At 39.3% G+C, this 26,950-nt stretch carries 21 protein-coding genes; 15 read left to right on the top strand and 6 right to left on the bottom strand.

Features of this window, described 5'->3' with window-relative positions:
- Positions 1 to 66 precede the first annotated feature (66 nt).
- The 3 genes from HXT32_RS04180 to HXT32_RS04170 all read left to right on the top strand — a co-directional run bounded on the left by HXT32_RS04180 (position 67) and on the right by HXT32_RS04170 (position 4,295).
- Positions 67 to 843 (top strand): ATP-binding cassette domain-containing protein, encoded by a 777-nt coding sequence (locus HXT32_RS04180; RefSeq protein ID WP_422118908.1) that lies wholly within the window; start codon positions 67 to 69, stop codon positions 841 to 843.
- Positions 833 to 2,911, top strand: coding sequence for a YhgE/Pip family protein (locus HXT32_RS04175; protein ID WP_421783105.1), 2,079 nt, complete (start codon positions 833 to 835; stop codon positions 2,909 to 2,911). Before HXT32_RS04180 ends, HXT32_RS04175 begins: the two co-directional genes overlap by 11 nt.
- A gap of 163 nt (positions 2,912 to 3,074) precedes the next feature.
- A complete protein-coding gene (locus tag HXT32_RS04170; RefSeq protein ID WP_033888676.1) occupies positions 3,075 to 4,295 on the top strand; it encodes a hypothetical protein in 1,221 nt (406 codons plus the stop codon).
- A gap of 176 nt (positions 4,296 to 4,471) precedes the next feature.
- Here HXT32_RS04170 and HXT32_RS04165 read toward each other — a convergent pair whose 3' ends face one another.
- Positions 4,472 to 5,605, bottom strand: a complete 1,134-nt coding sequence (locus HXT32_RS04165) for a 4-hydroxybutyrate dehydrogenase (RefSeq protein ID WP_076002765.1) — start codon at positions 5,603 to 5,605, stop codon at positions 4,472 to 4,474.
- Positions 5,606 to 5,791: 186 nt separating this feature from the next.
- The gene (gene nox / locus HXT32_RS04160) at positions 5,792 to 7,132 is read right to left on the bottom strand and encodes a H2O-forming NADH oxidase (protein WP_174182738.1); all 1,341 of its coding nucleotides are present in this window, start codon (positions 7,130 to 7,132) and stop codon (positions 5,792 to 5,794) included.
- Between the two features lie 403 nt (positions 7,133 to 7,535).
- On the opposite strand from nox, the gene HXT32_RS04155 reads away from it, so the two are divergent.
- A complete protein-coding gene (locus HXT32_RS04155; RefSeq protein ID WP_410311210.1) occupies positions 7,536 to 8,144 on the top strand; it encodes a pyroglutamyl-peptidase I in 609 nt (202 codons plus the stop codon).
- Positions 8,145 to 8,215: 71 nt separating this feature from the next.
- Here HXT32_RS04155 and HXT32_RS04150 read toward each other — a convergent pair whose 3' ends face one another.
- On the bottom strand, positions 8,216 to 8,620 hold the full coding sequence (locus HXT32_RS04150; protein WP_410311160.1) for a toxin-antitoxin system HicB family antitoxin: 405 nt from the start codon (positions 8,618 to 8,620) through the stop codon (positions 8,216 to 8,218).
- Between the two features lie 692 nt (positions 8,621 to 9,312).
- On the opposite strand from HXT32_RS04150, the gene HXT32_RS04145 reads away from it, so the two are divergent.
- From HXT32_RS04145 to HXT32_RS04120, 6 genes are all read left to right on the top strand, one after another.
- Positions 9,313 to 10,179 (top strand): DUF2971 domain-containing protein, encoded by an 867-nt coding sequence (locus HXT32_RS04145; RefSeq protein ID WP_422118907.1) that lies wholly within the window; start codon positions 9,313 to 9,315, stop codon positions 10,177 to 10,179.
- A gap of 225 nt (positions 10,180 to 10,404) precedes the next feature.
- On the top strand, positions 10,405 to 11,142 hold the full coding sequence (locus HXT32_RS04140) for a hypothetical protein (RefSeq protein WP_004110825.1): 738 nt from the start codon (positions 10,405 to 10,407) through the stop codon (positions 11,140 to 11,142).
- On the top strand, positions 11,132 to 13,756 hold the full coding sequence (locus HXT32_RS04135) for an HAD-IC family P-type ATPase (protein WP_422118906.1): 2,625 nt from the start codon (positions 11,132 to 11,134) through the stop codon (positions 13,754 to 13,756). The genes HXT32_RS04140 and HXT32_RS04135 overlap by 11 nt, the downstream gene beginning before the upstream one ends.
- 85 nt (positions 13,757 to 13,841) lie before the next feature.
- Positions 13,842 to 15,350: an L-serine ammonia-lyase gene (locus tag HXT32_RS04130; RefSeq protein WP_116440637.1), complete on the top strand. Its 1,509-nt coding sequence runs from the start codon at positions 13,842 to 13,844 to the stop codon at positions 15,348 to 15,350.
- A 279-nt stretch (positions 15,351 to 15,629) separates the two neighbouring features.
- A complete protein-coding gene (locus HXT32_RS04125) occupies positions 15,630 to 16,037 on the top strand; it encodes an FKBP-type peptidyl-prolyl cis-trans isomerase (protein ID WP_004107148.1) in 408 nt (135 codons plus the stop codon).
- Positions 16,038 to 16,108: 71 nt separating this feature from the next.
- Complete coding sequence (locus HXT32_RS04120; protein WP_004110818.1) at positions 16,109 to 16,588, top strand: GreA/GreB family elongation factor; 480 nt, start codon at positions 16,109 to 16,111, stop codon at positions 16,586 to 16,588.
- A gap of 127 nt (positions 16,589 to 16,715) precedes the next feature.
- On the opposite strand, the gene lexA is transcribed toward HXT32_RS04120, so the two are convergent.
- Complete coding sequence (gene lexA / locus HXT32_RS04115; RefSeq protein ID WP_422119078.1) at positions 16,716 to 17,390, bottom strand: transcriptional repressor LexA; 675 nt, start codon at positions 17,388 to 17,390, stop codon at positions 16,716 to 16,718.
- A 217-nt stretch (positions 17,391 to 17,607) separates the two neighbouring features.
- Here lexA and HXT32_RS04110 point away from each other — a divergent pair, with 217 nt between their 5' ends.
- Positions 17,608 to 17,985 carry a LysM peptidoglycan-binding domain-containing protein gene (locus HXT32_RS04110; protein WP_012914030.1) on the top strand — a complete coding sequence of 126 codons (378 nt, stop codon included), beginning with the start codon at positions 17,608 to 17,610 and terminating at the stop codon, positions 17,983 to 17,985.
- Positions 17,986 to 18,217: 232 nt separating this feature from the next.
- Positions 18,218 to 18,673, top strand: a complete 456-nt coding sequence (gene nrdR, locus HXT32_RS04105; RefSeq protein WP_033888678.1) for a transcriptional regulator NrdR — start codon at positions 18,218 to 18,220, stop codon at positions 18,671 to 18,673.
- Between the two features lie 61 nt (positions 18,674 to 18,734).
- On the opposite strand, the gene HXT32_RS04100 is transcribed toward nrdR, so the two are convergent.
- Positions 18,735 to 21,011, bottom strand: a complete 2,277-nt coding sequence (locus HXT32_RS04100) for a HelD family protein (protein WP_004110810.1) — start codon at positions 21,009 to 21,011, stop codon at positions 18,735 to 18,737.
- Between the two features lie 341 nt (positions 21,012 to 21,352).
- On the opposite strand from HXT32_RS04100, the gene HXT32_RS04095 reads away from it, so the two are divergent.
- Both HXT32_RS04095 and HXT32_RS04090 read left to right on the top strand, forming a co-directional pair.
- Positions 21,353 to 22,309 (top strand): nucleoside hydrolase, encoded by a 957-nt coding sequence (locus HXT32_RS04095; protein WP_285089479.1) that lies wholly within the window; start codon positions 21,353 to 21,355, stop codon positions 22,307 to 22,309.
- Positions 22,310 to 22,452: 143 nt separating this feature from the next.
- Entirely contained in the window at positions 22,453 to 23,856 is a 1,404-nt protein-coding gene (locus HXT32_RS04090; RefSeq protein ID WP_116440586.1) for an MFS transporter, read from the top strand.
- A gap of 448 nt (positions 23,857 to 24,304) precedes the next feature.
- Here the strand turns inward: HXT32_RS04090 and HXT32_RS04085 are convergent, their stop codons facing one another.
- On the bottom strand, positions 24,305 to 25,231 hold the full coding sequence (locus HXT32_RS04085) for a hypothetical protein (RefSeq protein WP_004110800.1): 927 nt from the start codon (positions 25,229 to 25,231) through the stop codon (positions 24,305 to 24,307).
- A gap of 254 nt (positions 25,232 to 25,485) precedes the next feature.
- Here HXT32_RS04085 and HXT32_RS04080 point away from each other — a divergent pair, with 254 nt between their 5' ends.
- Positions 25,486 to 26,928: an MFS transporter gene (locus HXT32_RS04080; RefSeq protein ID WP_076002777.1), complete on the top strand. Its 1,443-nt coding sequence runs from the start codon at positions 25,486 to 25,488 to the stop codon at positions 26,926 to 26,928.
- Positions 26,929 to 26,950: the final 22 nt, after the last annotated feature.

The following is a 26,950-nucleotide window of genomic DNA, read 5'->3' as shown; positions in this document are numbered from 1 at the left end:
AGGAGGAATGCCTGGCGCTCTAAGTAAAAAGGATATTACGACATATCTTAATTACAAGCGTCAAACATGCAAATTATGAAAGATAGTAAAACACTTTTAGAAGCTAAAGAATTAGGCTTACAAATATTTAGAAGAACACCATTTTGGGACGTATCGTTAAAAGTAGAGCCTCATCAAATCGTTGCAATATCAGGTGAACACGGCTCTGGAAAATCAGCTTTGCTGCTTGCACTGTCTGGTTATATGAAATTTACGAACGGAACTCTTACTATTGCGGGCTCAACTCTTCCTAACGATTTTAAAAAATCACGTAAATATGTGGGATTGGGATTATTCAACGGAATTAACGAATTCTACAAAATGCAAACAATAGAAGAAGCTTTGATGAGTGAGCTAAAACTCGCATCATCTTCGCCACTATTTCGCGAACAGTATAAAAATGATGTAAAAAATCGCGAAGCATTGCGCCAATACGCGTACAATCTTCTTGCTCAATGGAAAGTATTTTCTCCTCACAAAACAGCAATAGGAGAGTTGACTCCGTGCGAGCGCATGCGTTTGGCAATTGCGTTGGCATTATTAAAGCAACCGTGGCTGCTATTTGTTGATGGAATTGAGACGGAGCTTACTAGTGAGCAACGCGAATGCTTACTTTCCGATATTCGCGAATATGTTAGCAAAAACTACTGCTCCTGCCTTGTTGGAGTTTTGCAAAGTGAGTTAGAAAAGCAAGCGGATCAAGTCTTAAGACTTATGTCAAATAATGAGAAAACAGAAAATTCTCATACTGATTCTCAACTTGCTACAAGTGAAGCAAACGGTGGTGAAAACAATGCACGTTAGTACTATTGCTCTTGCATTTCGTGAGATTAACAATACGATGAAAGGAAAAGCTCGAAAGCTTGTTATTGGAACCGTAGCTTTGATTCCACTTTTATACGGATCGCTTTACTTATGGGCATTTACAAATCCTTATAAGACTTTGGATACTGTGCCTGTGGCTGTTGTTGTTGAAGACAATGGCGCTATGATTAACGGCAAAATGCGAAACATTGGAAACGAAATCAAAACTCGTTTAAAGAATCAAAAAGACGGTAGTGAAGGTTTCCAATGGAATTTTGTAAATAGTGCTGAAGCAAATAAGGGCCTTAAAAATGGCAACTATTTTATGGTAGCAACTATTCCAGCTTCCTTCAGTAAGTGCATTGCTTCCGCGCAATACGATACTCCAACTAAAGCAAAACTTCACGTAAAGTACGATCAAGCAAGCAATATGCTGGCTTCACAAATTGGTAAAACTGCTTTCCGCACTATGCGTACTGAGATTAGCGAGGCGATTGCTCAAGAGTATTGGGAGCACATGTTTGCGAAAGTTAATTCAGCTTCCGATTCTCTTGGTGCTGCTGCAAACGGTGCTGGAGCATTGCATGAAGGTTCAAAGTCTTTGCAAGGCGGAATAAATAAGCTTGCAGATGGGTCGAATAAACTTTCGCAATCTTTGCAAAAACTTCAAGGCGGATTAGGGGAGCTTCAAAAAGGCGCGAATATGCTAACTGAAGCCAATGCTCGCAGCAAAGAAGGAGCTCAATATCTTGCACAAAAAACGCAAGATTTAGCAAACGGAGCCCAACAGTTAAGCGAAGGAACGCAAAGGCTATCGGCAGCGACAAGCGAATTCTATGAAGGAGCTCAAAAGCTTGCAGCTTCAAGCAACGAATTAGAAGAACATGTTAAAGCTGGAAACGCTGAAACAAAAGCACAAATTACTGGTCTTCTTATGCAAGCGCAAAACCCAGCAGTAACAAAGGAAGACGTGCTTGCTAATTTGCAAAGATTGGCAGAAGGATTAGGTGAAAATTCTAATCTTCTAGAAACAAATCTTTCTGCTTTAAGCGCTGGAGCAGACAAGCTTTCTGCAGGGAGCTTGCAAATAAAGGGCGGTGCTGACGCTCTTATGCAAGGCATGGAGAAAGTTAATGTTGGTTCAGATAAGTTAGTTGCTGGCACAAATAAGCTTGCTGACGGTTTGGCTCAAGTAAGTAACGGTAGCGAGAAACTAAATAGTGGCGTGAATGAAGCTGCACAAGGTTCTGCGAAAATAGTGAACGGTTCTGATCAGCTTAATTCCGGCGCTAAGAAGCTATCTGATAACACTCCAAAGCTTGTTGATGGTACTAAGAAATTGCATGACGGGCTTAAAGATGCTCAAAAGTCTGGAAAAGTAAACGGTATTGTTCAAAAAAGTAAGATGATGAGCGCACCAGTTTCCTTGGAGGAGCACGAGTATTCGCACGTTGAAAACTATGGAACTGGTTTTGCTCCTTACTTTATTTCTATCGCCCTTTGGGTTGGTGCTCTTATGACAACATTCGTTTTGAGAGTTATGGATAGGCGAGCGATACTAAACGGCATGAATCCGCTTAAAAGCGCGCTTATTAGCTTGACGCCGTTTGTGATTATGGGCGTTTCGCAAGCGATTATTCTTATGGGCGTTGTTCAAGGAGCGTTGAAGTTGCAAATCGATAATGTTGGTGCATTCTACGCGCTGGGGATTATAGCGTCAATAGTCTTTATGGCTATAATGCAAATGATTATGGTGGTGTTCCGCATGCCAGGGCGAATAGTTGCGATTGTGCTACTTATGTTGCAAATCACAAGCTCTGCAGGAACGTTCCCAGTACAAATGACGCCGGCATTCTTTAGAGCTGTTCACCCATATTTGCCAATGACGTACTCGATTATGGGGTTGCGTCAAGCAATGTCTGGAAAGAACAGTGGTGAAATAGTTTCAGGCATTGGAATGCTTGTGCTTTTCGGCGTTATTGCGATTGCCATAACAAGCATTGCCTTTCGCATGAAGCGTACTGTAAAAATGTTTGATTTGCATCCTGTAATAACGCTTGATGCATAAGCGTTGCTTATCTAATACTAGCCTGCGTAAGAGTGAATAGCTTTTGCGCAGGCTTTTTATATTTAATTAACCTAAATTTACGCAGTTTTTAAATATTACAATTTAGTATTAGAATATTTAACTTACTTGCTAATAATTAGTTAAAGCTTGAGAAGGGGTGGTTATGCCTAATGAAATTATGTTGAAGCTAAAAAAATTTATTGCGTTAGTACTCTCGCTATTTCTTTTCGTACCATTATGTGCTGGATGCTCGAACCAAAAGGGCGCGAATACAAAAGCTGCTGATAATGCAAAAAAAGTTAACATTATTAATGCAAAAGTAGCAGCTTTATATAAAAAAGTTTTAGCAAACGCTGATAAATATAACTTTAATGAAGCTGATTCAGAAATTGATGCTAGCCAAAGTAAGTATTCTTACGCGTTAGTAAATATGAGCGATAGGGATATTCCGGAGCTTGTTTTGCGGAAAAATTTGGAAGGTCTGTCACTGCTGAAGTTTTTTGCTGCAAATAAAGATTACAGTGACGTTGTTTCTTCAAATGATTTAATTTGCGATGGCGCTAGAGACATTGGCGGTTTTAGAGCTGTAGTATCGCAATACGCAGACAGCAATTCATTAAGATATGTTGAGTGGTCTTCTGGAACAGGGGATACTGAGGCTTATAAGGTGACTATGAATATTGCTGACAGCAATCCTATTAAAGAAGAAAAATACTGGTCTGGAATAATCACTGATCTTCCTAAACAGAATATAAAAGATATTAATTTTGTCAGTACAGATGACACTACACTTCTCGACAATTTGGCAAAAACTGAAGATAATATTTATGAGAAAACCGTAAGTAATAAAGGCAGTGACTCTAATTCAGAGGATAAGGATTCTAAGAAGGCCGAAAAGAAGTCTGATAAGAAGTCTGACAAGAAGGCTAGTAAGAAAGCTGATTCTAAGAAATCCGCTAGTAGTGAATCTTTAGATAGCAAAATTAAAGCTGAAAAAGCAAGCGGAAGGCAGGTAGTTTCTGGAACTGTGAAGGTTTTGTCATACAACAAGGTTCTTGAATTGCAAAATATGCTAGATCCTAGTCAGGGATATTCAGATCCTAGTCCGGGATATTCAGATCCTAATCAAACTTTCATGATTCTTATTCTGGATAATAAAACCAGCGTTACTTTGCGTCAAATCGGAGATATGCGCAAGCCACCTTATCCTAGCGATGCGAGAATGTTGGCGTTTGACGATGGTAGTCAAGCTAAACAAATTATGGAGAAGTATGTGAATAAGAAAGTTTATGTGAGTTTTACGGTAGACGATGGATTCTTCCCTTCGGATGCTGGATTGCCTTTAGGTGAGCCTCATTTTCAAAATATTAAAGTTATTGAATAGTTATTGTTCAATTATAAATAGTTGAAATAGTTGCGATAAATAAAATAAATAAAATAAAGACCCCACATTTATTTGTGGGGTCTTTTGTTATTTTGCTTTCGTTTTATTCTGAAAAACTAGTAAAACATAATTAAAGTCAACAAATTCCAGAAAGTAAGTTTGCTAGAAATCTGTTTTTAGAAAGTAGATGCGTAAACTTCAGCAATAGCATCTTCGCTCATATGCATGTAGGAATTCTTCAAAAGTCGCTGCTGCTCTTTAACAACGCTTGCAGCCCAGCTTTGAATCATATCCTCGGTCATTCCATACTCGTGAAGCTTATGCTTAGGAAGAATCGTGTTAAGAACTTCGTCAAGCTTATTTAATACATCTGCTTTTTGGCATTCAAGAATATTTGCCATAAAGTCAAAAAGCTTAGAAAGTTCAGTGTTTTCTGCACTAGTGCTGCTTTCAGCATCGTGCTTAGCATAGTATCGCAAAACGCTTGTAAGAAGAGCTGCATTCGTTTCGCCGTGAGCCACGTGGAAAGTTCCACCAAGCGGATAAGCCATCGCGTGAACGCAACCGCAGCCAGCGTTACCAAACGCAATACCAGCGTAAAGACTTGCCGAAACCAAGTCGCTTACAACTTGGCTTTTTGCGCTGCTGCCTTCTTTAACAACTCGCATATAACTTTGCAAAATAAGCCCGCAAGCCTTGTAACTAAACATTTTTGTAAGCTCGGTTGCAATAGGAGAAAGTGCGGACTCAATCGAATGCGTAAGAGCGTCAATAGAGCTGGTTGCAAAAACGTAATCAGGCAGGCTCTTTAACAATTCTGGAATAAGAACAGCGTCCGTAGCATAGCAAGCATCGTTCGCCAAACCCTTCTTGGTATTGCGCTTAGTAAGCGAGAACACCGCAACGTTCGTAACTTCGGAGCCAGTGCCGCAAGTAGTTGGAACAAGAATAAGATCCGCGCCTTTTTGTGCAGGAATCTTGCCGTCAACCAAGTCTTCAAGCGGACTAGTTTGCTTCAACGCACAAACCTTCGAAATATCCAAAACAGTGCCGCCGCCAATGCCAATCACGCGCTTTGGAGTTGTGTGAATGTCACTAACGATTGCATCAACCATTGCGTCGCTCGGCTCACCCTTGCCGTATTTCTCTTGGAAAATCACGTCGCAATCAAGATTCAAATCGCCAAAATAAGGCTCCCAAATGTACTGGTTTGTAATAACCAAATCGCCCTTGCTGAGCTTGAATTCTTGCGCGAACTCGCGTGCGTTCTCGAACTTATGAATAGTTGGTTTAATAGAAAGCTGCTTCATCCTAGACTCCTTTGTTTTAATCTGCATGTCTTATGCTAATAGTGCGCGTTTTGTGCGCTCTTTTGTGCGCGGATGATTAAAAAACCAAGCAACTGCTCCATTATAGAACAGATTGCTTGGTTTAATAAATGCGATTTAAGCTAATCAGAAAAAGTGATTCAGCCTAAGCTAATCAGCAAAGTCTAATCATCCCTTCAACAAAGCCGTGTAAGCAGCCATCGTAATGTAGTTGTACGGCTGGTTGAAGTGAGGCATGAAGAAGATGTCGCACAAAGCAAGCTCTTTAATCGTGACTTTCTTTTGAATAGCCAGCGAGAACAGGTGAATTGCGGCAGACATATCGTAGTTAGAAGCCAACTGGCAGCCAACAATAACCTTCGTATCCTTCTTGTAAACGATGCGAATCTTCACCTTTGGATTCTCAACTTCCATAAACGCAGGCTTTTGAGTATCCTCAAAATCAACGTAATCAACGTCCATGCCCTCTTTTTGAGCGGCAGTCAAGCTCAAGCCGGTGCAAACAAGCTTGTAGTCGTAAATCATCATTGCGCTAGAGCCTTGCACGCCCTCGGTTTCTACAGGAGTTCCGCAAACGTTGTGACCTGCAATCAAGCCGCTTCGAACGGCGTTAGTGGCGAGCGCAATGTAGTTTACGCGGTCTCGAGCGTTGTCGTAGATTGTAGCGCAGTCGCCGATTGCGTACACGTCTGGGTCGGAAGTTTGCTGCTTCTTGTCAACAAGGAAAGCGCCGTTAGCATACTGCTTTAAATGATCCTTGCCAAGCGCAACGTTTGGGTGGAAGCCAATAGCGCAAATCACCATGTCTGCATCGTAAGTGCCTTTGCTTGTTTTAACAGCCTTAACTTCAGTGTCTCCAACAATCTCCTCAACAGCTTGACCAAGCTCAAACTTAATGCCCTTATCTTCCATAATTTTCTTCAAATTGTTAGAAAACTCTGGGTCAAAGTAGCCGTTAAGAATATGGTCTTCCATGTCAATAAGAGTTACGTTCTTGCCAAGACGCTCGAAGGCTTCAGCCAGTTCCACGCCAATGTAGCCTCCGCCAAGAACCACGACGTTACGGAAATCGCGCTCTTGAAGCTTAGCGATAACAGTTTGAGCGTTCTGGAAAAGCTTTACCATTTGCACGTTTTCCAAGTCAATGCCCTTAATGCGAGGCTTGTTTGGAAGGCTGCCGGTAGCAAGAACCAGCTTGTCGTAAGAATCGTGAATAACAGTGCCGTCTTTAAGTTCGACTGTTACTTCTTTCTTTGCGTAATCAATGTCTAAAACTTTACTTTCAAGATTTACCTTAGCGCCTTTTTTAACGAAATCTTCTGGCTTCTGGTAGAACAGTCCGTCGCTGCTTTGAATTTGCTTGCCAATCCACAAAGCCATGCCGCAACCAAGGAAGGAAATATTACTATTCTGATCGTAAATGGTAAGCTCGTTTCCTGGGTAGCTCAAAATGGTGTTAGCGCAGGCAGTGCCGGCGTGATTTGCGCCAATCTGAATGATCTTCGTCATCGGTAATCTCTTTTCGTCGTTGAATCTAGTTTTAATTTTGTTTATTTCTGTTGAATTCTGCTGAAATTAATTTAATTTAGTTTAATTTAATTCCGCTAAATTCTGTTGAAATTATTGTATGTGCTTCAACTGCTTTGTTTAATTCACGCTGCGGCGCGAATGCACATCCAATGCACAATACTATTACACGAATGCGAGTCTTACCAATTTTGATTTTGTGCGTGTTGTGGGGGGAGTGAGGTGGTTATTTCACAATCTGACTATCTTTTTGCGAACATGAATTACGTAGTAGAATCCTGAAGTTTGTATACTGTTTATATACAGTGACATTCACATATGTACAGTTTTTTGTGATGCGTTTTAATGTTTTAATAAAGTGATATTCGTGTGAAGGGGTATTGTGATGCGTATTTTGATTACTGGTTTTACGCCGTTTGATAATGAGTCTATAAATCCGTCGTGGGAGATTGCGCAATCAGTGCATGCGCCTGAGGGTGTGGAACTTGTTCGTTTGCAGATTCCTACGGAATTTAACAAGGGCGCGCAAAAAGTTATTGAGAAAATAGAGGAAGTTCAGCCGGATGCTGTGCTTTCGTTAGGGCAATTTGGTGGTTCTGCTTGTTTTAACGTTGAGTATGTTGGCATTAACTGTAGGGCTGCGCGCATACCAGATAATAGTGGGTATAAGCCTTGGTATGAGCCTGTTGTGCAGGATGGTGATATGGCTTATAAAGCGACTTTGCCAGTTGTGAATATAGTTGAGGCTTTGAATAGGGCGAAATTGCCGGCGTCTGTGTCTTTTTCTGCTGGCGCGTACGTGTGTAATGACGTGCTTTACAGTGTTTGTCATTATTGCCAGACTAAAAAATTGCCGATTAAGAGTGGTTTTATTCACGTTCCATATTTGCCTGAGCAGATTCTTGATAAGCCTACTACGAGTTCTATGAGTTTAGTTGATATGCTTCGAGGTATTGAAGTTGCGCTGCAAGTAATTGCGGATGATTGCAAGTGATTGCAGATTAATCGCCAGCAAATCTTTAATTTGTAAGTAATTGCTAATAATTAGTATGCAGTATTTATTCTCTACGCTCGCTCAAGCACGCGTTCAATAGCGTTATTTTGCGAAAGAAGATACACGCAATACTGGTTCATGCTTATGCCTTCTGCTTGAGATTGCTCAGCCAATTGCCTGTGTAATTCTTTAGGGAGACGCAGTTTGAATTGACCAGAATAGTCATTTAGCTCATGGTAAGACGGCTCTTTTATGTTGATTTTGCTTTCAAGAGCTGCTTCAATCCAAGCGTGCTTAGCGTCCTGTGCATTTGCTGCTGCTTCCTGTTCGGAGTCTCCCGAACTTATGCATCCTGGCAAATCAGGGTAGTAAGACACGAATCCGCCTTCATCCGGATCTTTCACAATTTCCAGCTTATACGGTAGTGACATGTAGTAGCTGAGTGTTTTATTTGTTTTAGTCATATTTGATTTCATATTTTGCTGATTTTTCAAAAGTTTTATAAGAGTATAAGTGGTGTTACATGTGGTCTCAATGGTTGAGTTATTTTTGCTATACTTTAATTCTCTATACTCTAATTTTAATTAGTGGAATCTTAGTTTATAAGTCAAAGAGTCTATATATCTGAATTTAAGTGGAAGTCAATTGGTGAATTATATCAATGATTTACAGATATTTATGCTTCAGAGCTTTAGAAGAATTAAAAAATCAATTAACAAAAGTGTAGAAGATTATCATCTTATGCTAGATGAGCTTACAGAGAATAAACTATTTAAACAAAATATGAGCAAATGAACAGGTGAAGCAACTAAGACATTTAATTGGGAAGTTTATAAGTTTATTCATCTAAATGCAGTAGTGACTTTTAAAGTATTTGGAACTAAAATTGTGCAACGGAAGAAATTAGTTTTATAAATTTAATTTGTTTATCAACCTATAGAAGAATCTTTTTATTTGGTAATACAAACACAGCCAAAATATAAAATCATAGATTATTTATAGTACTATAAAGGTAAAAGAAAAATATCGTTGATATAAGAACAGTGTATTGAGTAATAGTGCAAAAATAAATTAAAATGAGATAGTTTAATTCTAAAAGTGTAAGATATGAATTAGATATGCTTGGCAAGATGAATAAACAAATGAATTTTATTAGAGGCTAGTATATATGATAGGTTACTATTATTGTTCTTTAAGCACATTTTTGAATATTATAAAGAATAAATCTATTTATCTTTCAGATCCACTAAAAATGAATGATAATTTAGAAATAAAATGGTATATTGATAAACTAAATGATGAAAGAATCAATTTAAATGACGGATTTAATGCATTAGAATCACTTTTCCATCTGATGATAAATCGTTCGTGCCTAGATTTTACATCTGAAGAATTAATGCAAATACTAGAATCTAAAGGACAGAACAGCGTATATATTTGCTGTTTTTCTGAAGAATCAGATATGCTAAGTCAGTGGAGAGGATATGCCGATGATGGAAAAGGAGTTTCAATAGGATTTAATTTAGAAAAATTGACAAAATTCGATAATTTATTGTTTAAAAAAGTAATTTATACGAATAGTGTGGTTCACGACGGTATAGAAAGTGATGTTGAATGTGTAGCAGACACAATAAATACGGTGATTAGTGAGCAAAATATTACAAAGAGAGAAGAAAAAATAGAGGTGTTTTTACATGAATTAATTCCTGAACTTGTGAAATATAAAAATCCTGCTTTTGCTGAAGAAAAAGAAATACGCCTTATTTATTGTGACGATTTGAAATTTGAAAAGATAGTTAACAATCATGATGCTTTTACTGAAAGATTGTCTTTAAAATCATTAGAACATGATTTTAGAATTATTGGGAATGATAACATTACTGAGTTTGTTAAACTAAACTTTACTCCAGATATTATAGAAAAAATATGTATTGGTCCAAAATGTTTATTGAATAAGAGTGATGTTAGAAATATTACTAAGAAGTTATTGGGAATAGAAATTAGCGCTATAGAATCAAAATGTAGTTACAGATAACAAAATGGGAGGATTTAGTTTGTAGAGCCTGCGTATACGTTGAACTGCATCTCTGAATTTGAACTAAAAGTACCAATTTGGGAGGTGTAGTTTCATTATGATTAAATACAACAAGGAGACTCAGCAAAAGTAGCAGAACTAGTTGAAAAGGGGTAGGATAATCGGTCGATAATGTTGAAACTTGCCAAACCACCACTTATGTTGAAGGTGTGGTATAAAAGTCTTATGTTTTCTAAACGCGCTATTACCATTTTTGCGGCTGCTGTCGTAACTGCTTTAACGTTGGGTACGTTGAGTGCTTGTGAGCCGCAGGGTAAAGCCGTTGGTAGCACTGGCCGCGCTGGAGACATAATTCACGACGGCATAGATATTAATGACATCCATTTGCTGGTCATTGGTTCAAAATTAGCTGCGCTTGATGACGAAGTTATGAAACATTGTAAAACGTCAAAATTGAGTGCTTCTTATGTGCCGCTATCAAATGTTGTTAATCCTAACGAAGCTGCTCAGCAAGCTATTCGCGCTGCAAGCGAGCAACCTGTTTCATTAATACTTATAGACGCGCTCGACGTAACAGGCGTTGACGACCTGCATAATGATAATAATCAACCTAATATAAAAGAGAATAACAAGCTTAATAACAGCACTCGCAATAAACAAAACGAAAGCAAAGCATGGATTTCTGCGCTGCAATACGTGCGTTACGCTGGAGTGCCAGTTGCGTTAATAAATCCTGTAAAAGCACCAAAAGACGCAACTTTATACGCAGCTACTTTGTATTTTGATAGCGATGGAAGTGGAATTGGAAAAAATATTCATGAATCTTATTTATCAAAAAATAGCGAATCTTTAAACAATAAAAGCAATAAATCAAAATTTGAGCGTTCGTCTTTGCTAAGCATCGTTCGAGCAATAATCGACAATACACCGCATAGTAGGGAAGTGATTATAAATGACAAATAACGAACAAAACGCAATGGCATCTACAGAAATTAGCAAAAATAACGCTATTGCGGTGCTTCCTAAAGTAGAAGTTTCTGGTTTGAGCACAGAAGAAGTTGCAGAGGCAGTCTCTCGCGGAGATGTGAATATTACTTCTAAGCAGACTTCTCGCTCTTTAATGGATATTGTGCGCGCGAACGTGTTTACATTGTTTAACGCGATTATTTTCACAGCAATGGTTGTTGTGCTTGCCACTGGTTCGTGGAAGGATGCTGTTTTTGGTGTGGTAATTCTGGTAAATACTGGAATTGGCATTGTGACTGAATTAAAAGCAAAGCGCACTTTGGATAGGCTTTCTATACTTGTGGCGTCTTACGCAATGGTTCGTAGAGGCGGAGAAAATATTGAGATTGCGCACAAAGATATTGTGCTTGGAGATATTTTGTGGCTTAGGGCTAGTGAACAAGTTCCTGCAGATGTAGAAGTGCTGGAATCGTGGGGCTTAGAAATGGACGAGTCCATGCTCACGGGCGAGTCTGCTACAGTTCGAAAAGCAAAAGGTGATAACGTTTATTCCGGATCTACTGCAGTTTCTGGAATGGCTTTAACGCGTGTTACTGCCGTAGGAGAGCACAGTTATGCGGCAAAATTGGCGGCGCAAGCGAAAGTTTATACCAAAACAATTTCCGACTTAAGCCGTGGAATTAACACGATTTTGAAGTATATGACGATGGTTGTGGTGCCTTTGTGTGTGCTGCTTGTGTGGTCGCAAATGCACAAGGTTGGCGGATTTGTTGAAGCTTGGCAGACTGGTGCTTGGAGGGGAGCTGTTGTTTCTGCTGTTGCAGGCGTTGTTGGCATGATTCCAGAAGGATTGGTTCTTCTTACTTCGCTTAATTTTGCGGTGGCTGCTATGCGGCTTGCTCGTAAGCAAACGTTAGTTCAGGAGTTGGAATCTGTAGAAACTTTAGCGCGCGTAGACTGCTTGAATCTGGACAAAACTGGCACTATAACCGACGGTGGTATTGCATTCGTTGGCGTGGAAAATCTAGATAATAGTGGTGCCGAAATATCTTTGCAGACCAACTTGCAAACCAATCAAGCTTTATTCGACTTATCAAATGAAGAAAATCCGAACGCAACAGGTGTTGCGATTATGGAAGGGCTTGGCTCTAAAGGAGTTGCAGCTAGCCAGCATGTATCTAACCGTCTTCCATTCTCTTCTGCTAGAAAGTGGAGTGCGGTGCAATATGCGAAAAGCAGCGGAGAACATGAAACTTGGTATATGGGTGCTCCGGAAGTATTGCTAAGCGCGATTAATTATGCAAATTCTAATGAACTTTTAGCGAAAGTTAATTCTTATGCGGAGCAAGGTGAGCGCGTGCTGCTGCTTGCAAAAGTAAGTAGCGAAAGTAGTACTGTAAGTAGCGTCGATAGTAGCAGCTTAAGTAGCGTAACAGAAACAGATAAAACTTTTGGCGATTCTCCAACTATTTGCGTAAATGCTCATCCTATTGCTTTAGTTCGCTGCTCTGAGCGTATTCGTGACGATGCTCGCAAAACGCTTAAATGGTTCCGTGAGCAGGGTGTGCGTTGCCGCGTAATTTCGGGAGATAACCCTACAACGGTTGCGGCTGTTGCTGCAAAAGTTGGCTTAACAGGAGATCGCAAGCCTGTTGCAATGGACGCTAGAAAATTGCCAGAAGATATTAACGAATTGGCTAAAGTGCTTGAAAATGTGGATGTGCTTGGGCGCGTGCTTCCTCATCAAAAGAAAGCGATTGTTCAGGCGCTTCATACTCAAGGTCATGTTGTTGCTATGACTGGTGATGGCGTGAACGATACTTTGGCTCTTAAAGAAGCTGATTTGGGCGTTGCTATGGGCAATGCTGCTCCTGCTGCAAAAGCTGTAGCTCAAGTGGTTCTTGTTGATTCGCGATTCTCGCATTTGCCGGATGTTGTGGCTCGCGGTAGGCAAGTGATGGCAAATATGGAACGTGTGGCTGGCTTATTCCTTGTAAAAACTGTTTATTCTGCGCTTATTTCTGCAGGAGTTGTGCTTCTAGCGTTGCACTTCCCGTATTTGCCTCGTCACATTACTTATATTGGTTCTTTAACTATTGGTATTCCAGCATTTTTGCTCGCTCTTGCGCCTAATACTTGTCGATACATTCCAGGTTTCTTGAAGCGAGTTGTTCGTTTTGCTGTTCCTAGCGGATTTGCTATAGCTGCTTCTGTGCTCGCTACTGCTGTTATAGCTCCGCGAGTTTTGGGATTAAATCTTGACGATGTTGTTGCAAATAATTTGATAGCATCTCGTTTTATTGTCTCAAACGTGCAAGCTTTGGCAACTACTCGCAGTATTTGTTCCGTAATCGTATTTGTTCTCGGCATACTCGTGCTTGCAAGCGTTGCCAAGCCGTTGCGCTCGTGGAGAGGAATTATGGTTGCGCTATTTGCTGCAGCTGGAGTTGCTGGAGCTTTTATACCGTTTACTGCAAAATTCTTCGAAATTCACGTGCCGACTGCAGGAAGCGCGTTTACTGTAATGCTTATAGCTGTTGTTTTAGCTGTAATCTTATGGTTTGTGTGCGTGAGTTTAGCAAACTTGTTATCTAAACAAAGTAAGAAGTGAACAATCTAACATATTTCTCATGTAATTAGTGTGTCGACGTGAGCTTAATGATGCTTACAATAGATACGTGTTTAGTATTTTAGAGATGTTTTCAGTAGGCGTTGGTCCTAGTTCATCACATACAGTAGGTCCTATGCGAGCTGCGTGTTCGTTTGTTTCATCGCTTAAAAAAAGTGGTAGTCTTGCAAACGTTGCGCACGTAAGTGTGACTCTTTACGGATCACTGTCTTTAACAGGTCTTGGTCATGGCACTGATCGCGCTTGCGTTGCAGGTCTTGAAGGAAATCTTCCAGATAATGTAGACACTGATCATATGCTTACTATTCGTCAGGAATGCAAAAAAACTGGCACTTTAACGCTCGCAGGTGAACATACTATTGCTTTTGATTACGATAAGGATGTAATTTTTGAAAAATGGATGCGAATGGTTGTTCATCCTAATGGAATGCGTTTTGTTGCAATTGATTCTGACGGAAATAAAATCGATGAGCAAGTTTGGTATTCAATTGGCGGCGGATTTATTCGTCAAGGGTGTGCAGATGATGCAATGGTTGGCTTGCATGAGCGTGTTACTGAGCAAGATGAAAATAATGCCAATAAGAATGGTGTAAGCGAGAATAATAGCGAAAGTAATAACGGAAATAGTAGTGATAATGCTGCAAGCTCCTCAAATCAAACAAAAGATTCCACTGTACCTTATCCTTTTACTTCATGCGACGAGCTTATAAATATTTGCCGAGAAAAGCATATGTCAATAAGCGATGTTGTGTGGCAAAACGAGCTTGCATTGCATGAAGGTGCTGCTGACTACGTGCGCAACTATTTGCTGCATGTTTGGAAAGTTATGAGTAAATGTGTAGAAAACGGATGCAACTCAAAGCAACCGATTTTGCCAGGAGGTCTTGATGTGCCTCGCAGAGCTCCTCACATGTATGAGCGTTTAGCTGCAAATTCAGACATGCTTCGCAACAATCGTCGTCGTTCGGATGCTGCTTTAGAAAGTTCAGACTCTGCGTGGGTTAATCTTTTTGCGCTCGCTGTTAGTGAAGAGAATGCTGGTGGTGGGCGTATTGTTACTGCTCCAACGAATGGTTCTGCAGGAATTATTCCTGCAGTATTGCAGTATTATTGGCGATTTGTTGATTCTGCTAATGAAGATGGAGTTGTGCGATTCTTGCTTGCTGCAGGTGCTGTTGGTTACTTATTTAAGCGAAATGCTTCAATTTCTGGAGCTGAAGTTGGTTGTCAAGGAGAGGTTGGTTCTGCTTGTTCGATGGCTGCTGCAGGATTGTGCGAAGTGTTGGGAGGGACCCCGGAACAGGTTGAAAATGCTGCAGAAATCGGTATAGAACACCATTTGGGATTAACTTGCGATCCTGTAGGCGGTTTGGTACAAATTCCTTGTATTGAGCGCAATGCTATGGCTGCAAATACAGCAATTAATGCTGTTCGAATGGCAATGCTTGGAGATGGCTCGCACATGGTAAGCCTTGACAAAGCGATTAAGACTATGAAAGAAACTGGTCATGACATGATGTCTAAATATCGCGAAACCTCAAAAGGTGGGCTAGCTGTAAACGTTGTTGAGTGCTAATTTGCTAATATTTTGCATTAATTCGTTGATGTTTTGAGATTAATTTTTGCTAAGTTATACACAATGCGTATATTTCATGTACATACGTAACGTTTCAGTGCTAATCTAGGACAGGTTAATCTAGGAAGTGTTAGTCTAAACTGCATTTATTCGAATGTGCATTTACTTAAATGTACTATTTAAAATGCGCTGCTTTAGTAATGCAGGATGGTTAAAAGCTGTCTGTGTAGATGTTATACTGTTCAGATTATACTGTTTGGAGTTTGTAAAGGAGGAAATATGGCACAAGATATGCCAGAAGTGATTGCAGAATTTGGCACTACGCCAACGGTGACGTTCCCTGAATCTGAACCGCCAGCAGGTCTTAAAGTTGTTGAATTAGTTGAAGGTAATGGTCCTGTAGTTCGTGCCGGTGACACTGTAACTGTGAATTATCATGGTGTGGTTTGGGGTAGCGACAAGCCATTTGATTCAAGCTTTGCTCGTCATACTCCAGCTAGTTTTGGTATTGGTGTAGGTCAAGTGATTCAGGGCTGGGATCGTACTGTTCCAGGTCATAATGTTGGATCTCGTTTGTTGATTTCTATTCCTCCAGAGTATGGTTATGGCTCTCGTGGCATACCGCAAGCCGGTATTGGCGGCGGAGACACGTTGGTATTTGTTGTTGATATTATTTCAACTCGTTGATAGAAGAGCGTGAATTTTACTTACGCGCGCATAGTTTTTATTTTTAGAGATTGTTGTATAAGGAGGTAGCAATGGCTGAAGAAAAAACTATTTTACTTACGCAGGAAGCGTATGACAAACTAAAAGAAGAGTTAGCACATCGTGAAGGTGAGTATCGAGAAGAAATCACTGAGCGTATTGCTGCAGCTCGTGCTGAAGGTGATTTGTCTGAAAATGGTGGTTATCAGGCTGCTCGTGAAGAGCAAGGAAAGAATGAAGGTCGCATTAATGAGCTTATTGTAAAGCTTCGTAATGCGAAGATTCTTGAAGCACCGAAGGATGGCACTGTTGGCAATGGTTCTTTGGTTACTCTTGAGCTTGCAGGTCGAGAAATGACTTATGTTCTTGGTTCTCGCGATATTGCTGTAGCTACGGATTATGACGTTATTAGCCCGGAATCTCCAATTGGGGCAGCTATTATGGGTGCTCATGCTGGTGATACTGTTAGCTATGCAGCTCCAAATGGACGTGAAATTTCAGTGACAATTAAGGATTCGCATCCACTTGCGTAAGTTGCGTAAGTTACATGATTTTCATAATCTGCATAAGTTGATTTTATAAATATTATTCTCCCCACTTAGTCCATATTTTGAAATAAGTGGGGAGAATATTTTTTGAGGGGTTGGTGGGTAAGTTCTATTATATTTTTCGCAAAACTGTAACAACTTTTCCCATAATAGTTGCGTGTGATCCGTCAATAGGAGAGTAAGCCGGATTATGTGGAATAAGCCATACGTGACCGTGGTCATTTCTGAAAGTTTTAACAGTTGCTTCGTTATCTAACAGTGCTGCAACAATGTCTCCATTTACAGCCTCATGCTGCTCTCTAACTACTACATAATCGCCATCGCAAATAGCGGCGTCAATCATCGAATCGCCGTGTACTTCAAGCATAAAAAGATTTCCTGTACCTGTAAGACGTTCTGGCAATCGCATTACATCTTCAATATACTGTTCTGCTGTTATTGGAGCTCCTGCTGCGATTCTTCCCACTAGAGGAACATCTCTAGAATTTATAACAGAATCAGATTCGTATGCGCTAATATTGGCAACTCTTGAAGAATTTTTATTAATTTTGTTATTTGAATTGTTTTCAACAATTGAATTATCAAGAATTTCAATAGCGCGACCTTTATTTGCATTAATTCGCAAAATCCCTTTATCTTCAAGTGTTCGCAATTGATGTTTCACAGAAGATGGGCTTCTAAGTCCAACCGCTTCTCCGATTTCGCGGAAAGAAGGAGGGAATCCATGAATTTTTATATTGTTTTGGATGGCATTGATAATATTGCGTTGGCGGTCAGTAAGTGACATTGCGCTAATATCACTAGCATTAATGCCATTGTTATCGTTATTTGTGCCATCGTTATTCATGGTGCTCCTTTCGCTTTTACTATTTTAACGCACTTTCTTAAAAAAATCAAACATCTGTTCGACACGCCGTTGCAACTATCGAACAAATGTGTCATTATTAATACATCTGTTCGATAGAACAAATGTTCAGTCGATTAAGGAAGGAGAAAGGATAATTATGAGTACGTCATTAATTAGAAGTGGCAGGGAAGTTAGAGTAGGTATGCAAGAAAATACTTATTTGATTCGTAAACGCTGCGTTTCTAATAAGCATGCGCGCAAAACTAGAGTTTTTCGTGTAACTGTACTTTTGATGACAGCAATAACATTCTGTACATTGTTTATGCCAAAGACTGCTGTTTCTGCAATACCTGAAAGAGTTGTTACATATACAGTTCGTCCTGGAGATACGTTATGGAATTATGCTGCTACTATTACTCCTAAAAACGGTGATATATCAGATAATGTAGAGCGTTTAATGGCTTTAAATCATCTTTCTTCTGAAGATTTGGTTATCGGACAGTCTATTAATGTTCCATTAAATGATGCTCAATAGTTGATTGAGTACAAATAGTATGAAAATGGGGGAAATATGAGAAGGGAAAATATTACTATATTTGAAATTGAAACTGATGAGCTAAGTTTTACTGAAAATGATGATGTAATATTCAGTGTGTTTTATGGAGTATTTCGGATTATGGACAATAAAATCGTATAATATTCGGAAATATTTGAATAAAGTAAATAATATTATGTAGTTTTTCGCTATTTTTTAGTATGCTGAATATATGCATTGTCCTTTTTGTAAGAATTCTGATACGAAAGTTATAGATACTCGTATCAGTGAAGATGGTTACTCTATTCGCCGTAGACGTGAATGCCAAGTTTGTGGTAATCGATTTACTACGGTGGAAACAACTCAGTTGCTTGTAATGAAGCGTTCAGGCTCTATTGAACCTTTTGATCGGGCAAAAGTTGTTGCCGGTGTTAGCAAAGCATGTCAAGGACGTCCCATTAATACTGAAGCGTTAAAGACAATTGGTATGCGAGTAGAAGCTGATTTGCGAGCACGAGGTTTAGCGCAAGTTACATCTGAAGAAGTTGGCAAAGCTATTCTTAAGCCATTGCGTGAATTAGATGAAGTTGCATATCTTCGTTTTGCAAGTGTGTACCAAAACTTCGCAGGTCTTGAAGATTTTGAACATGCCATTGAAGATTTAAAGCGCAGTAAAACAGAAAAATAATAATTTTATCGATTATTGTTACAGAATATCTATTCCCTGCGCTTTTGCATTATTTTGAGTTCTATTTCTCAAAATTTGCGTCATCTGCAGTGCGTATTATATGCAATTTTTGAGTTGGTCTAGTCATTGCAACATATAGATTGGCTGCAGCAGTTAGTCTAGATGCTGCTTCCTGCTCAATTTGAGAAGGTTGCAACACTATGACAGCGTCATATTCAAGACCTTTTACTTCCTCAGCTGTGCAAACGCCGCATTGGCAATCATCGGCATTTTGTTTGTTTAACTGATTCCATAATTTTTCAGGTAATGCATGTTCTAATGCTTGATTTACAACCTTTTTAGCATGGCTAACTATACTGTTAGGAGTAATGATTGCAATACGACCACTACCATCATCAGAGACAAATTTTTCGAATAGTTTTATACAAGATTCTGCAAGTGCAGTATCGAGTTCATCTTGTGATTCAACCGTTTGTGATACGAGTGAATCAGGTACTGAGCGAACTGCATGAACAGTAGAAATGTATAATCCTGAATCTGTTGCAACTTTGCTTGCTGCTTCAGAAACTTCACTAGGATTTCGATAATTAATTGTTAACTCGTAAAGATCCCAATTTGGTTCTCCAAATAGAGAATTCATATTCTTCTGCCATCTGTGAGTTCCTCCGAGCGCAGAAGTTTGTGCAACATCGCCAACAATAGTAAAGGAGCGTGAAGGACAACGACGAATAAGCATTCTCCAATCCATTGCTGTAAGCTCTTGAGCTTCATCGACAACTACGTGACCATATGTCCACTCGCGGTCAGAAGCTGCTTTACGGGCAAGCATTCCTGCATCGTCGCCTTGCAGATTATCAAGAAGCATATCAGCAGTTACTATGCCATTTCCAATACCAGCTTGTGCTAAAGTGTCAGCTGCAAATTGTTGTTCTTCAAGTTTTTTTGCTTGTGCTGCAGATCTTTGAGCGTCAAGTTTTGGATCAGGACCGAGCAATTCCATAGCTTCATCAAGTAATGGAATATCAGAACGAGTAAGCGGGCTGCCCTTTGGTCTAGTAAGTGAGTTAATGTCTTCGTCGCTCAACCAAGGTGCGTATGTGCGTAATTTGTCAGGTTTAGCAAAAAGTTGGTCAATGAGCCATTCTCCAGTCATAGGTAACCATGCAAGATTTAAAGTAATGCGCAGTTTATCGTCAAGACGAAGTTGAGAAGTTATATCGTTTAATTCAGCTTGATCTGGAACATAATCAAGTTTTTCCAAATAACGATTTTTCAATATGCTGAGCACGGTTTTTATAAAAGTATTTCGTGCCTGGTTATGCGGCTGGTGAGTCCGTTGAGCATCTGATTGAGCTATCTCAATATCTTCTTTTAGAAGAGGAATACCAAATCCTCCAACATGAATTGTTGGAAGATTTTTAGGAACGCGAATACGAGCGGCAATTGCATTCGCAATAACTGTTCGCATACGATACATTCCTTTTAATTTTGCTGCGTATGGAGAATCTTCATCTGTAGCACAAATTCCAGGAATTAAGTCGGAAATAGTTCTACTTACTACACCTGTTTCACCAAGAGAAGGGAGTACTTGATCAATATAACGCAAGAATGCCGAACTTGGACCAACAATAAGAACTCCTGAACGCTCAAGTTTGCGCCTGTGAGTGTATAACAAATAGGCTGCTCTGTGCAAAGCAACAGCTGTTTTTCCTGTGCCAGGACCTCCCTGTACAACAATAGTGTGATCAAGAGGAGCGCGAATAATTCGATCTTGTTCTGCTTGAATAGTGGCAACAATATCAGTCATTTTGCCGGTTCTGCGAGAACCTAAAGATGCGAGCAGTGCTCCTTCGCCAGTAAGAGTACCTTGTTGTGAAGCTTTTCCTATTTCATCAGAATGTATGTCAAGTACTTCATCTTCAACACCAATAACGTCTCTGAAACGGAGTGTAATATGACGACGCATAACAATATCGCCATGATGCGAAGGGGTTGCCTCATAAAAAGGTCGTGCAGCTTCAGCGCGCCAATCTGTAAGAATAGGATCATGGTTTTCGCTAAGCAAACCAATGCGACCAATGTATCGCCTAATGCCTTCTGTGTTATCAAGTCTTCCAAAAACAAGACGATCTTCAACAGCTCGTAATTGTGTAAGACGATCTTCGTACATGGTTGCGAATGAGTCGCGCTCTGTGCGCTGTGTTGGTGAACCGTGCGAACCTGACGCGCGCACAGCGTCTAAGCGCGCGCGAATAGTATTACGCAAATCATCTAGACGGCTATAAGCTCGGTCAACAGCTTGTTGTTCTTCGCTAAGTTGTGAGGAATAGGTAGACATACGCTTCCATTCTTCGTAGAATCTGCAGCCAAATCAAAGCCAATTTTTAGGCATTTAAGTGTATCTCGAGGCATAAACCACTGATTTATTTCGTGTTGTAATCTAAATTAAAACAAGCTAAAAGCTTAGCGAATAATTGCGTTTTATTTTGCCGCAAAAATATAATCTAAACATATGTTTATAAGGGTTGATTTTGAATTATAGAGAGATAGAATTCTTGAGTTGTGAAGCATAAAACGATGAGGTTGACGCCTACTAGTTTGTTGCAACTTAGAAATAAACAGAATGGCTTACTGCATCACTGTTGATGTAGCGAGTTTGTAATCAGAAAGGTAGTTCACATGAAGAAGCTTATTCTTGATTTGGATACTGGTGTTGATGATACCTTAGCAATTTCTTATGCTCTTGGTAGCCCTGAGGTTGAGCTGATCGGTATTACTGGTACGTATGGCAACGTTTTAATGGAACAGGGCGTTCGTAATGCTCTTGCTATAACAGATTTATTTGGACATCCAGAAGTTAAAGTGTATCGTGGTTTGCCGCATGCGAGCAAGAAAGATTCGTTTGAAGTTCTGCCTATTTCTGCATTCATTCACGGTGACAATGGTATTGGCGATGTTGTTATTCCAGATTCAAAGCGTGAAGCTGAGTCTGAGCCAGCTGTTGATTTCATAATTGATGCAGTTAAGACTTATGGCAAGGATCTTATTTATGTTCCAACTGGTCCTATGACAAATATTGCTGCTGCATTGAAGAAGGCTCCAGAAATCAAAGATGAGATTGGCAAGATTGTTCTTATGGGCGGCGCGCTTACCATTCATGGAAACGTAAACGCTTGGACTGAGGCGAATATATCTCAAGATCCAGATGCTGCAGATGTACTCTTCCGCTCTGGCGCTCCAGTAACAATGGTTGGCTTGGATGTTACATTACAGACTTTGCTTACTTACAAGGAGACAAAGCAGTGGCGTGACCTTGGCACAAAGGCTGGCAAGTTCCTTGCAGATATGACCGATTTTTACATTAAGGCATATGAGACTACGGCTCCGCACCTTGGCGGATGCGGCTTGCATGATCCTTTGGCAGTAGCGGTAGCTGTGGATCCAACGCTTGCTACAACTCTACCAATCAACATGCAGGTAGATGTTGAAGGCCCAACTCGTGGACGCACAATTGGTGATGTTACGCGCTTGAATGACCCTGTTAAAACAATGCAAGTTGCTGTTGGTGTTGATGTTCCACGATTCTTGAACGAGTTTATGACGCGCATTTCTGGCTTGGCAAAAATCGCTGGCTGAGTGTGGATTTTACGCGTTTTTTAATTCCGTTTTAACTCCGCTTTTTGTTGTTCGACACGCCGTAAATCGCAATATTTTCCGCAATATACGACGTGCCTTATTTACCAATGTAGAAACTAAAAATATTAATTGATTGGATTATTATGACTGAGATTGCAAAATCTAGCGCGGTAGACCCATACGAGGATCCAAAAACCCGCGACAAAGTGGCGATTTACTCGCTAATTTTACTTCTTATAACCTTTATTCTTGGAACATTGTGTTTGCAAGGATTTAATCTGGTATTCGATCAGATTGGTAAAGCTGTTGGTGCTCCTAATCAGGCTTCTCTTATTACGAGTTTGCCAATTATTGTTTTAGGCATTGTGTGCTTTATTTACGGTTCTTTGGGTGACTTTGTGTCGCTTCGTAGACTCATAACAATCGGACTTGTGACACTGTTTGTTGGATCGTTGTTTGGTTTTATTGCAAACTTCTTCTTCACTCCAAACTTGTGGACTGTTATTATTGCGCGTATTTTACAAACAGCTGGCGAGCAGGTAGCAGGTTCTTCCTTCCTTGTTATTGCAACTAAGTATTTGCGCAACGATCTTAAGGTAATTTTCTTTGGACTCTTTACTGCTGCTTATCAGCTTTCTGCTTCTATTGGCGTTTTTGCTGCTGGTGCTCTTAGCTCTATTGCTTGGCAGTATTTGTTCTTGATTCCTGCAATTACTATTCTGTTCTTGCCAGTTCTTGTTAAGTGCTTGCCTACAAAGAACGGTATTGGTGGGAAGATAGATAAGCTTGGCTTTACAGTGTTTGGTATTGCTGTTGCATTGCTGACTTTGTTCTTCTCGTACAAGGCATGGGGATTGCTACTTGGATCTATCGTGCTGTTTGTTGTGTTTGCTGGTTATATTATGAAGGCAAAGAACCCGTTTGTAACCCCTGCATTCTTTAAGAATAAGCGTTGGCTTTCGGGCATTGTCTTAATATTCATCTTCTACTTTACTAACTATTGCATGCCTCCAATTTACAATGTTATTGGTGGAGTTTTGTATCATATGAGCACTGAGGCAGTTTCTTCCTACCTTGTATGGGCATTTGTTGTGGCAGCAGTGTTTGGAACATGCTCTGGAGCAATTATCGGTTTCATTGGACGTAAAGCTGGTATTATTACAGCTGCTGTTCTTATGATTCTTGGATGGGTTGGAGCTGCTGTATTCATCAATTGCGGATTCCTTGTTCTAACTTTGTGCGCATGCGTTTACTACGCTGGTTGCGGACTTATGTATTCGCCAATCGTTTCAACGGTTCTTAGCGCATTGCCTGTTGAAGAATCGGGTCGTGGATGCGGTATGAACGATTTAGTTATGAATGTTACAGCATCAATCGGTATTTCCATTTTCAGCGGATTCTTTGGTGGAAACTTGCTAAAAGGATTCTCTTTTGCTGGAATCCAAGGCTTAAGTGCAGGCTATTCTAACTTGCTTATGATGGGCGCTATTGTAGCCTTTATCGGCTTAGTAGTTTACATTGCTCGTAGCCTTATGGTTAAAGAGTAATTATTATTTACTCAATATGTTAGTGGTCACTATCTTGCAGTCATCTTTGGCTGCGTGGATAGTGACCACTTTTTTGTAGTCTTATGCCGCGCATTTTTAAACTAATATAGTTTTTACGCTAACATAGTTTTTTCATGCGCTGAATACTAATCTTTTGATATTGTATTGGTGAGGCTTATTTTTAATGATTATTTAAATTAATTAGCGTTATAGCCAAAATCCTTACTTTTTTAATACTTCTTTCCACCATGATTCTCTGCCTAAAACAAAATCATCTTTAACTTTCGCATTAAAAATTAAATCTGTAGTAAGTGAGTCTTTGTTGTTTTTGTTAAATATAGAAGCAGTTAATTTGTAATCTTTAACCAATTGTGCCAAAAATTAGACATTGAAGTATACCTCGAAGCTTATACACCGAGATTGTATTCCTATGTCGATCTAACGAATATTATTTGCGAGGATCTCCGAACCAAGCAGAGTAAATCAATGAAAAATTGCGATTTCCATATGCTGAGCACGAATTTCCTTCGCCGTATCCAGCTTTTAACGATTCTATATTTGGCTGATAAGGAGTATAGATATAAAGTAATGCAGTAGCCTTATTTTCGATATAAACATTGCTAGATCCGCATGATTTATTTGGCGAATATTGAATTGTGTTAATCGTGTTAGGGTGGTAGTTATATTGATCGTTATGAAGAAGATAATATCTATATCTTCTTGCGGAACCAATTACTTGTTTAAAGAATCCTGCAAAACGTGGGTTGCAATGAGAATCATCTGGACAATCTAATCCCATAGCTGATTCGTATTGGAAATCGCTAGGATCAGTGTCTGTTACAAGATGTTGTTCTTTTTGCAGCATGGTAAGTAATACTCGTTGACTGATATGACATGCTTTTGCTGATTTGTATATTATGTCTGCAGAAGATTCTTTGCTTACACTTTGATACTTTGAACATAGTGAATCGGCAGGAATAGTGTGAGTATTAAAGTACGCATTTTTTAAGCAATTTTTACCAGTGCATTTTGCTCCTTTTTTGCGTATAAAATTGCGTACTTCGTCTTTACTCATTGCGTTATCGTCAAAAAATTGAGAATCAGAAATAATATTGCCTGGATTAAAATCGAAGCGTGACACAAGTTGTTCTTGTTTGTTGCGAAGATTAGAAACAGTCTGTTCCCAACGTATCCACTGAACAACAGGAATGATAATAGCAATGCCTATGACAGCAATAATAATGTTTCGTAAAATTTTATTGGAGTAAAACTTATGCTTTAATGAACTGTTGTTTTTATTGTGATGAGCACCACTATTATGTTCACTATTTAGGTTGACATGAATAGAATCATGTTTCTTTCTTCTCTGCACCATGTTTCCTCCTACTTAGCTTGTTACATTATAAGTGATATGCGAATCATTTTATTATTGTGATTATTTTTTAAAATTGTTCCTAACTTTTATTGTTGATTGTAACTATCAAACTGTAGAATTATCCGATTGAGTAGCTACGCGCGAAGAATTTGTTGCGATTAACTTTAGATTGTTAGGGCAGATTGATTTATTTGCAGTAGTTTTCTGCATAAATATTTGGAATTATTAGGCTGTTGTAGGGGAGTAAGACGGTGATGATTGGGACTAAACGATTTGATTGTTCTTCTGTGGATCCTTATGATGACCCAGAAAAGCGCGATAAGGTTGCTGTTCGTGCGTTAATACTACTGCTTATTACATATATTATTAGCACCTTGTGCTTGCAAGGTTTCAACCTTGTTTATAAACAAGTTGGTATAGATGTGAAAGCTGTTGATCAAGCGCCTCTTATAACTGGTTTACCTGGCATTATTTTAGGAATTGTATGCTTTATTTACGGTTCTTTAGGCGACTTTGTGTCATTAAAAAAGCTAGTAACTATTGGATTAACATCTTTGTTTATAGGCTCAGTTTTTGGATTTGTAGCTAATTCTTGTTTTGAGCCAAATTTGTGGACAGTTATTGCTGCTCGTATTATGCAAACAACTGGTGAACAAGTAGCAGGTTCATCATTCTTAGTAATTGCAACAAAATATTTGCGAAATGATTTGAAAGTTATCTTCTTCGGATTATTTACAGCATCGTACCAGCTTTCTGCATGTATTGGAGTGTTTTCAGCGGGATTGTTAAGCTCTATTGCTTGGCAATATTTATTCTTAATTCCAGCATTAACTATTCTAATATTGCCGGCATTATTGCATTATTTACCAACAAAAAACGGCAATGGTAAAAAAATTGATGTTGTTGGTTTTACAGTCTTTGGATTTGCTGTTGCATCTCTTACATTGTTCATTTCATACAGAAACTTGTTGATGCTTATTTCAGCAATTATATTGTTTATAATTTTTGGTATTTACATTAGTAAAGCTAAAGAGCCGTTTGTTACACCAGCTTTCTTTAAAAATATTCGTTGGCTTTCTGGCATAATTTTGATGGGCATAATATACTTCACAAATTATTGCATAAGCCCACTGTTCAATAGAGTTGGAAAAACTTTGTATAACATGACTACTTCACAAATAGCTTCTTATTTAGTTTGGGCTTTTATTGTTGCTGCAATATTCGGTTCATGCTCAGGCTTAATAATTAGTCGTATAGGAAGAAAAACAGGTTTATTATTAGCAATAATGTTTATACTTTGCGGATGGATTGGTATTGCAGTATTAATAAATTCTGGATTCTTAGCTATAGCTTTATGTGCATGCGTTTATTATGCAGGTTGTGGAATGGTGTATTCTCCACTGGCCTCAACAATTCTTTCGTCTCTTCCAGTTGAAGAATCTGGAAGAGGGTGCGGAATGAATGATTTAGCTATTAGTGTTTCTGCTTCTGTTGGTGTAGTAATTTTTGACGGAATATTAGATAAAAACATGCTGAGTGGAAATTCTATAACGGGTGCTTCTGGTATTTCGTCTGGATTTGCAAACATATCTCTTATGTGTGCTGCTGTTGCATTATTAGGAATTATCGTATTTATATTCAGAAACTTTATTACTAAAGAAAGCAATGCAATTGAAGTAAACGAAGATCAAGAATAAGACCAAAATAATAGTAAAAGCA

Source organism: Gardnerella sp. DNF00747 (genome assembly GCF_049262675.1).
GTDB classification, from domain to species: Bacteria; Actinomycetota; Actinomycetes; order Actinomycetales; family Bifidobacteriaceae; genus Bifidobacterium; species Bifidobacterium swidsinskii.
The sequence above is the reverse complement of the archived record's forward strand: the minus strand, read 5'-3'. Positions and strand labels throughout refer to the sequence as shown.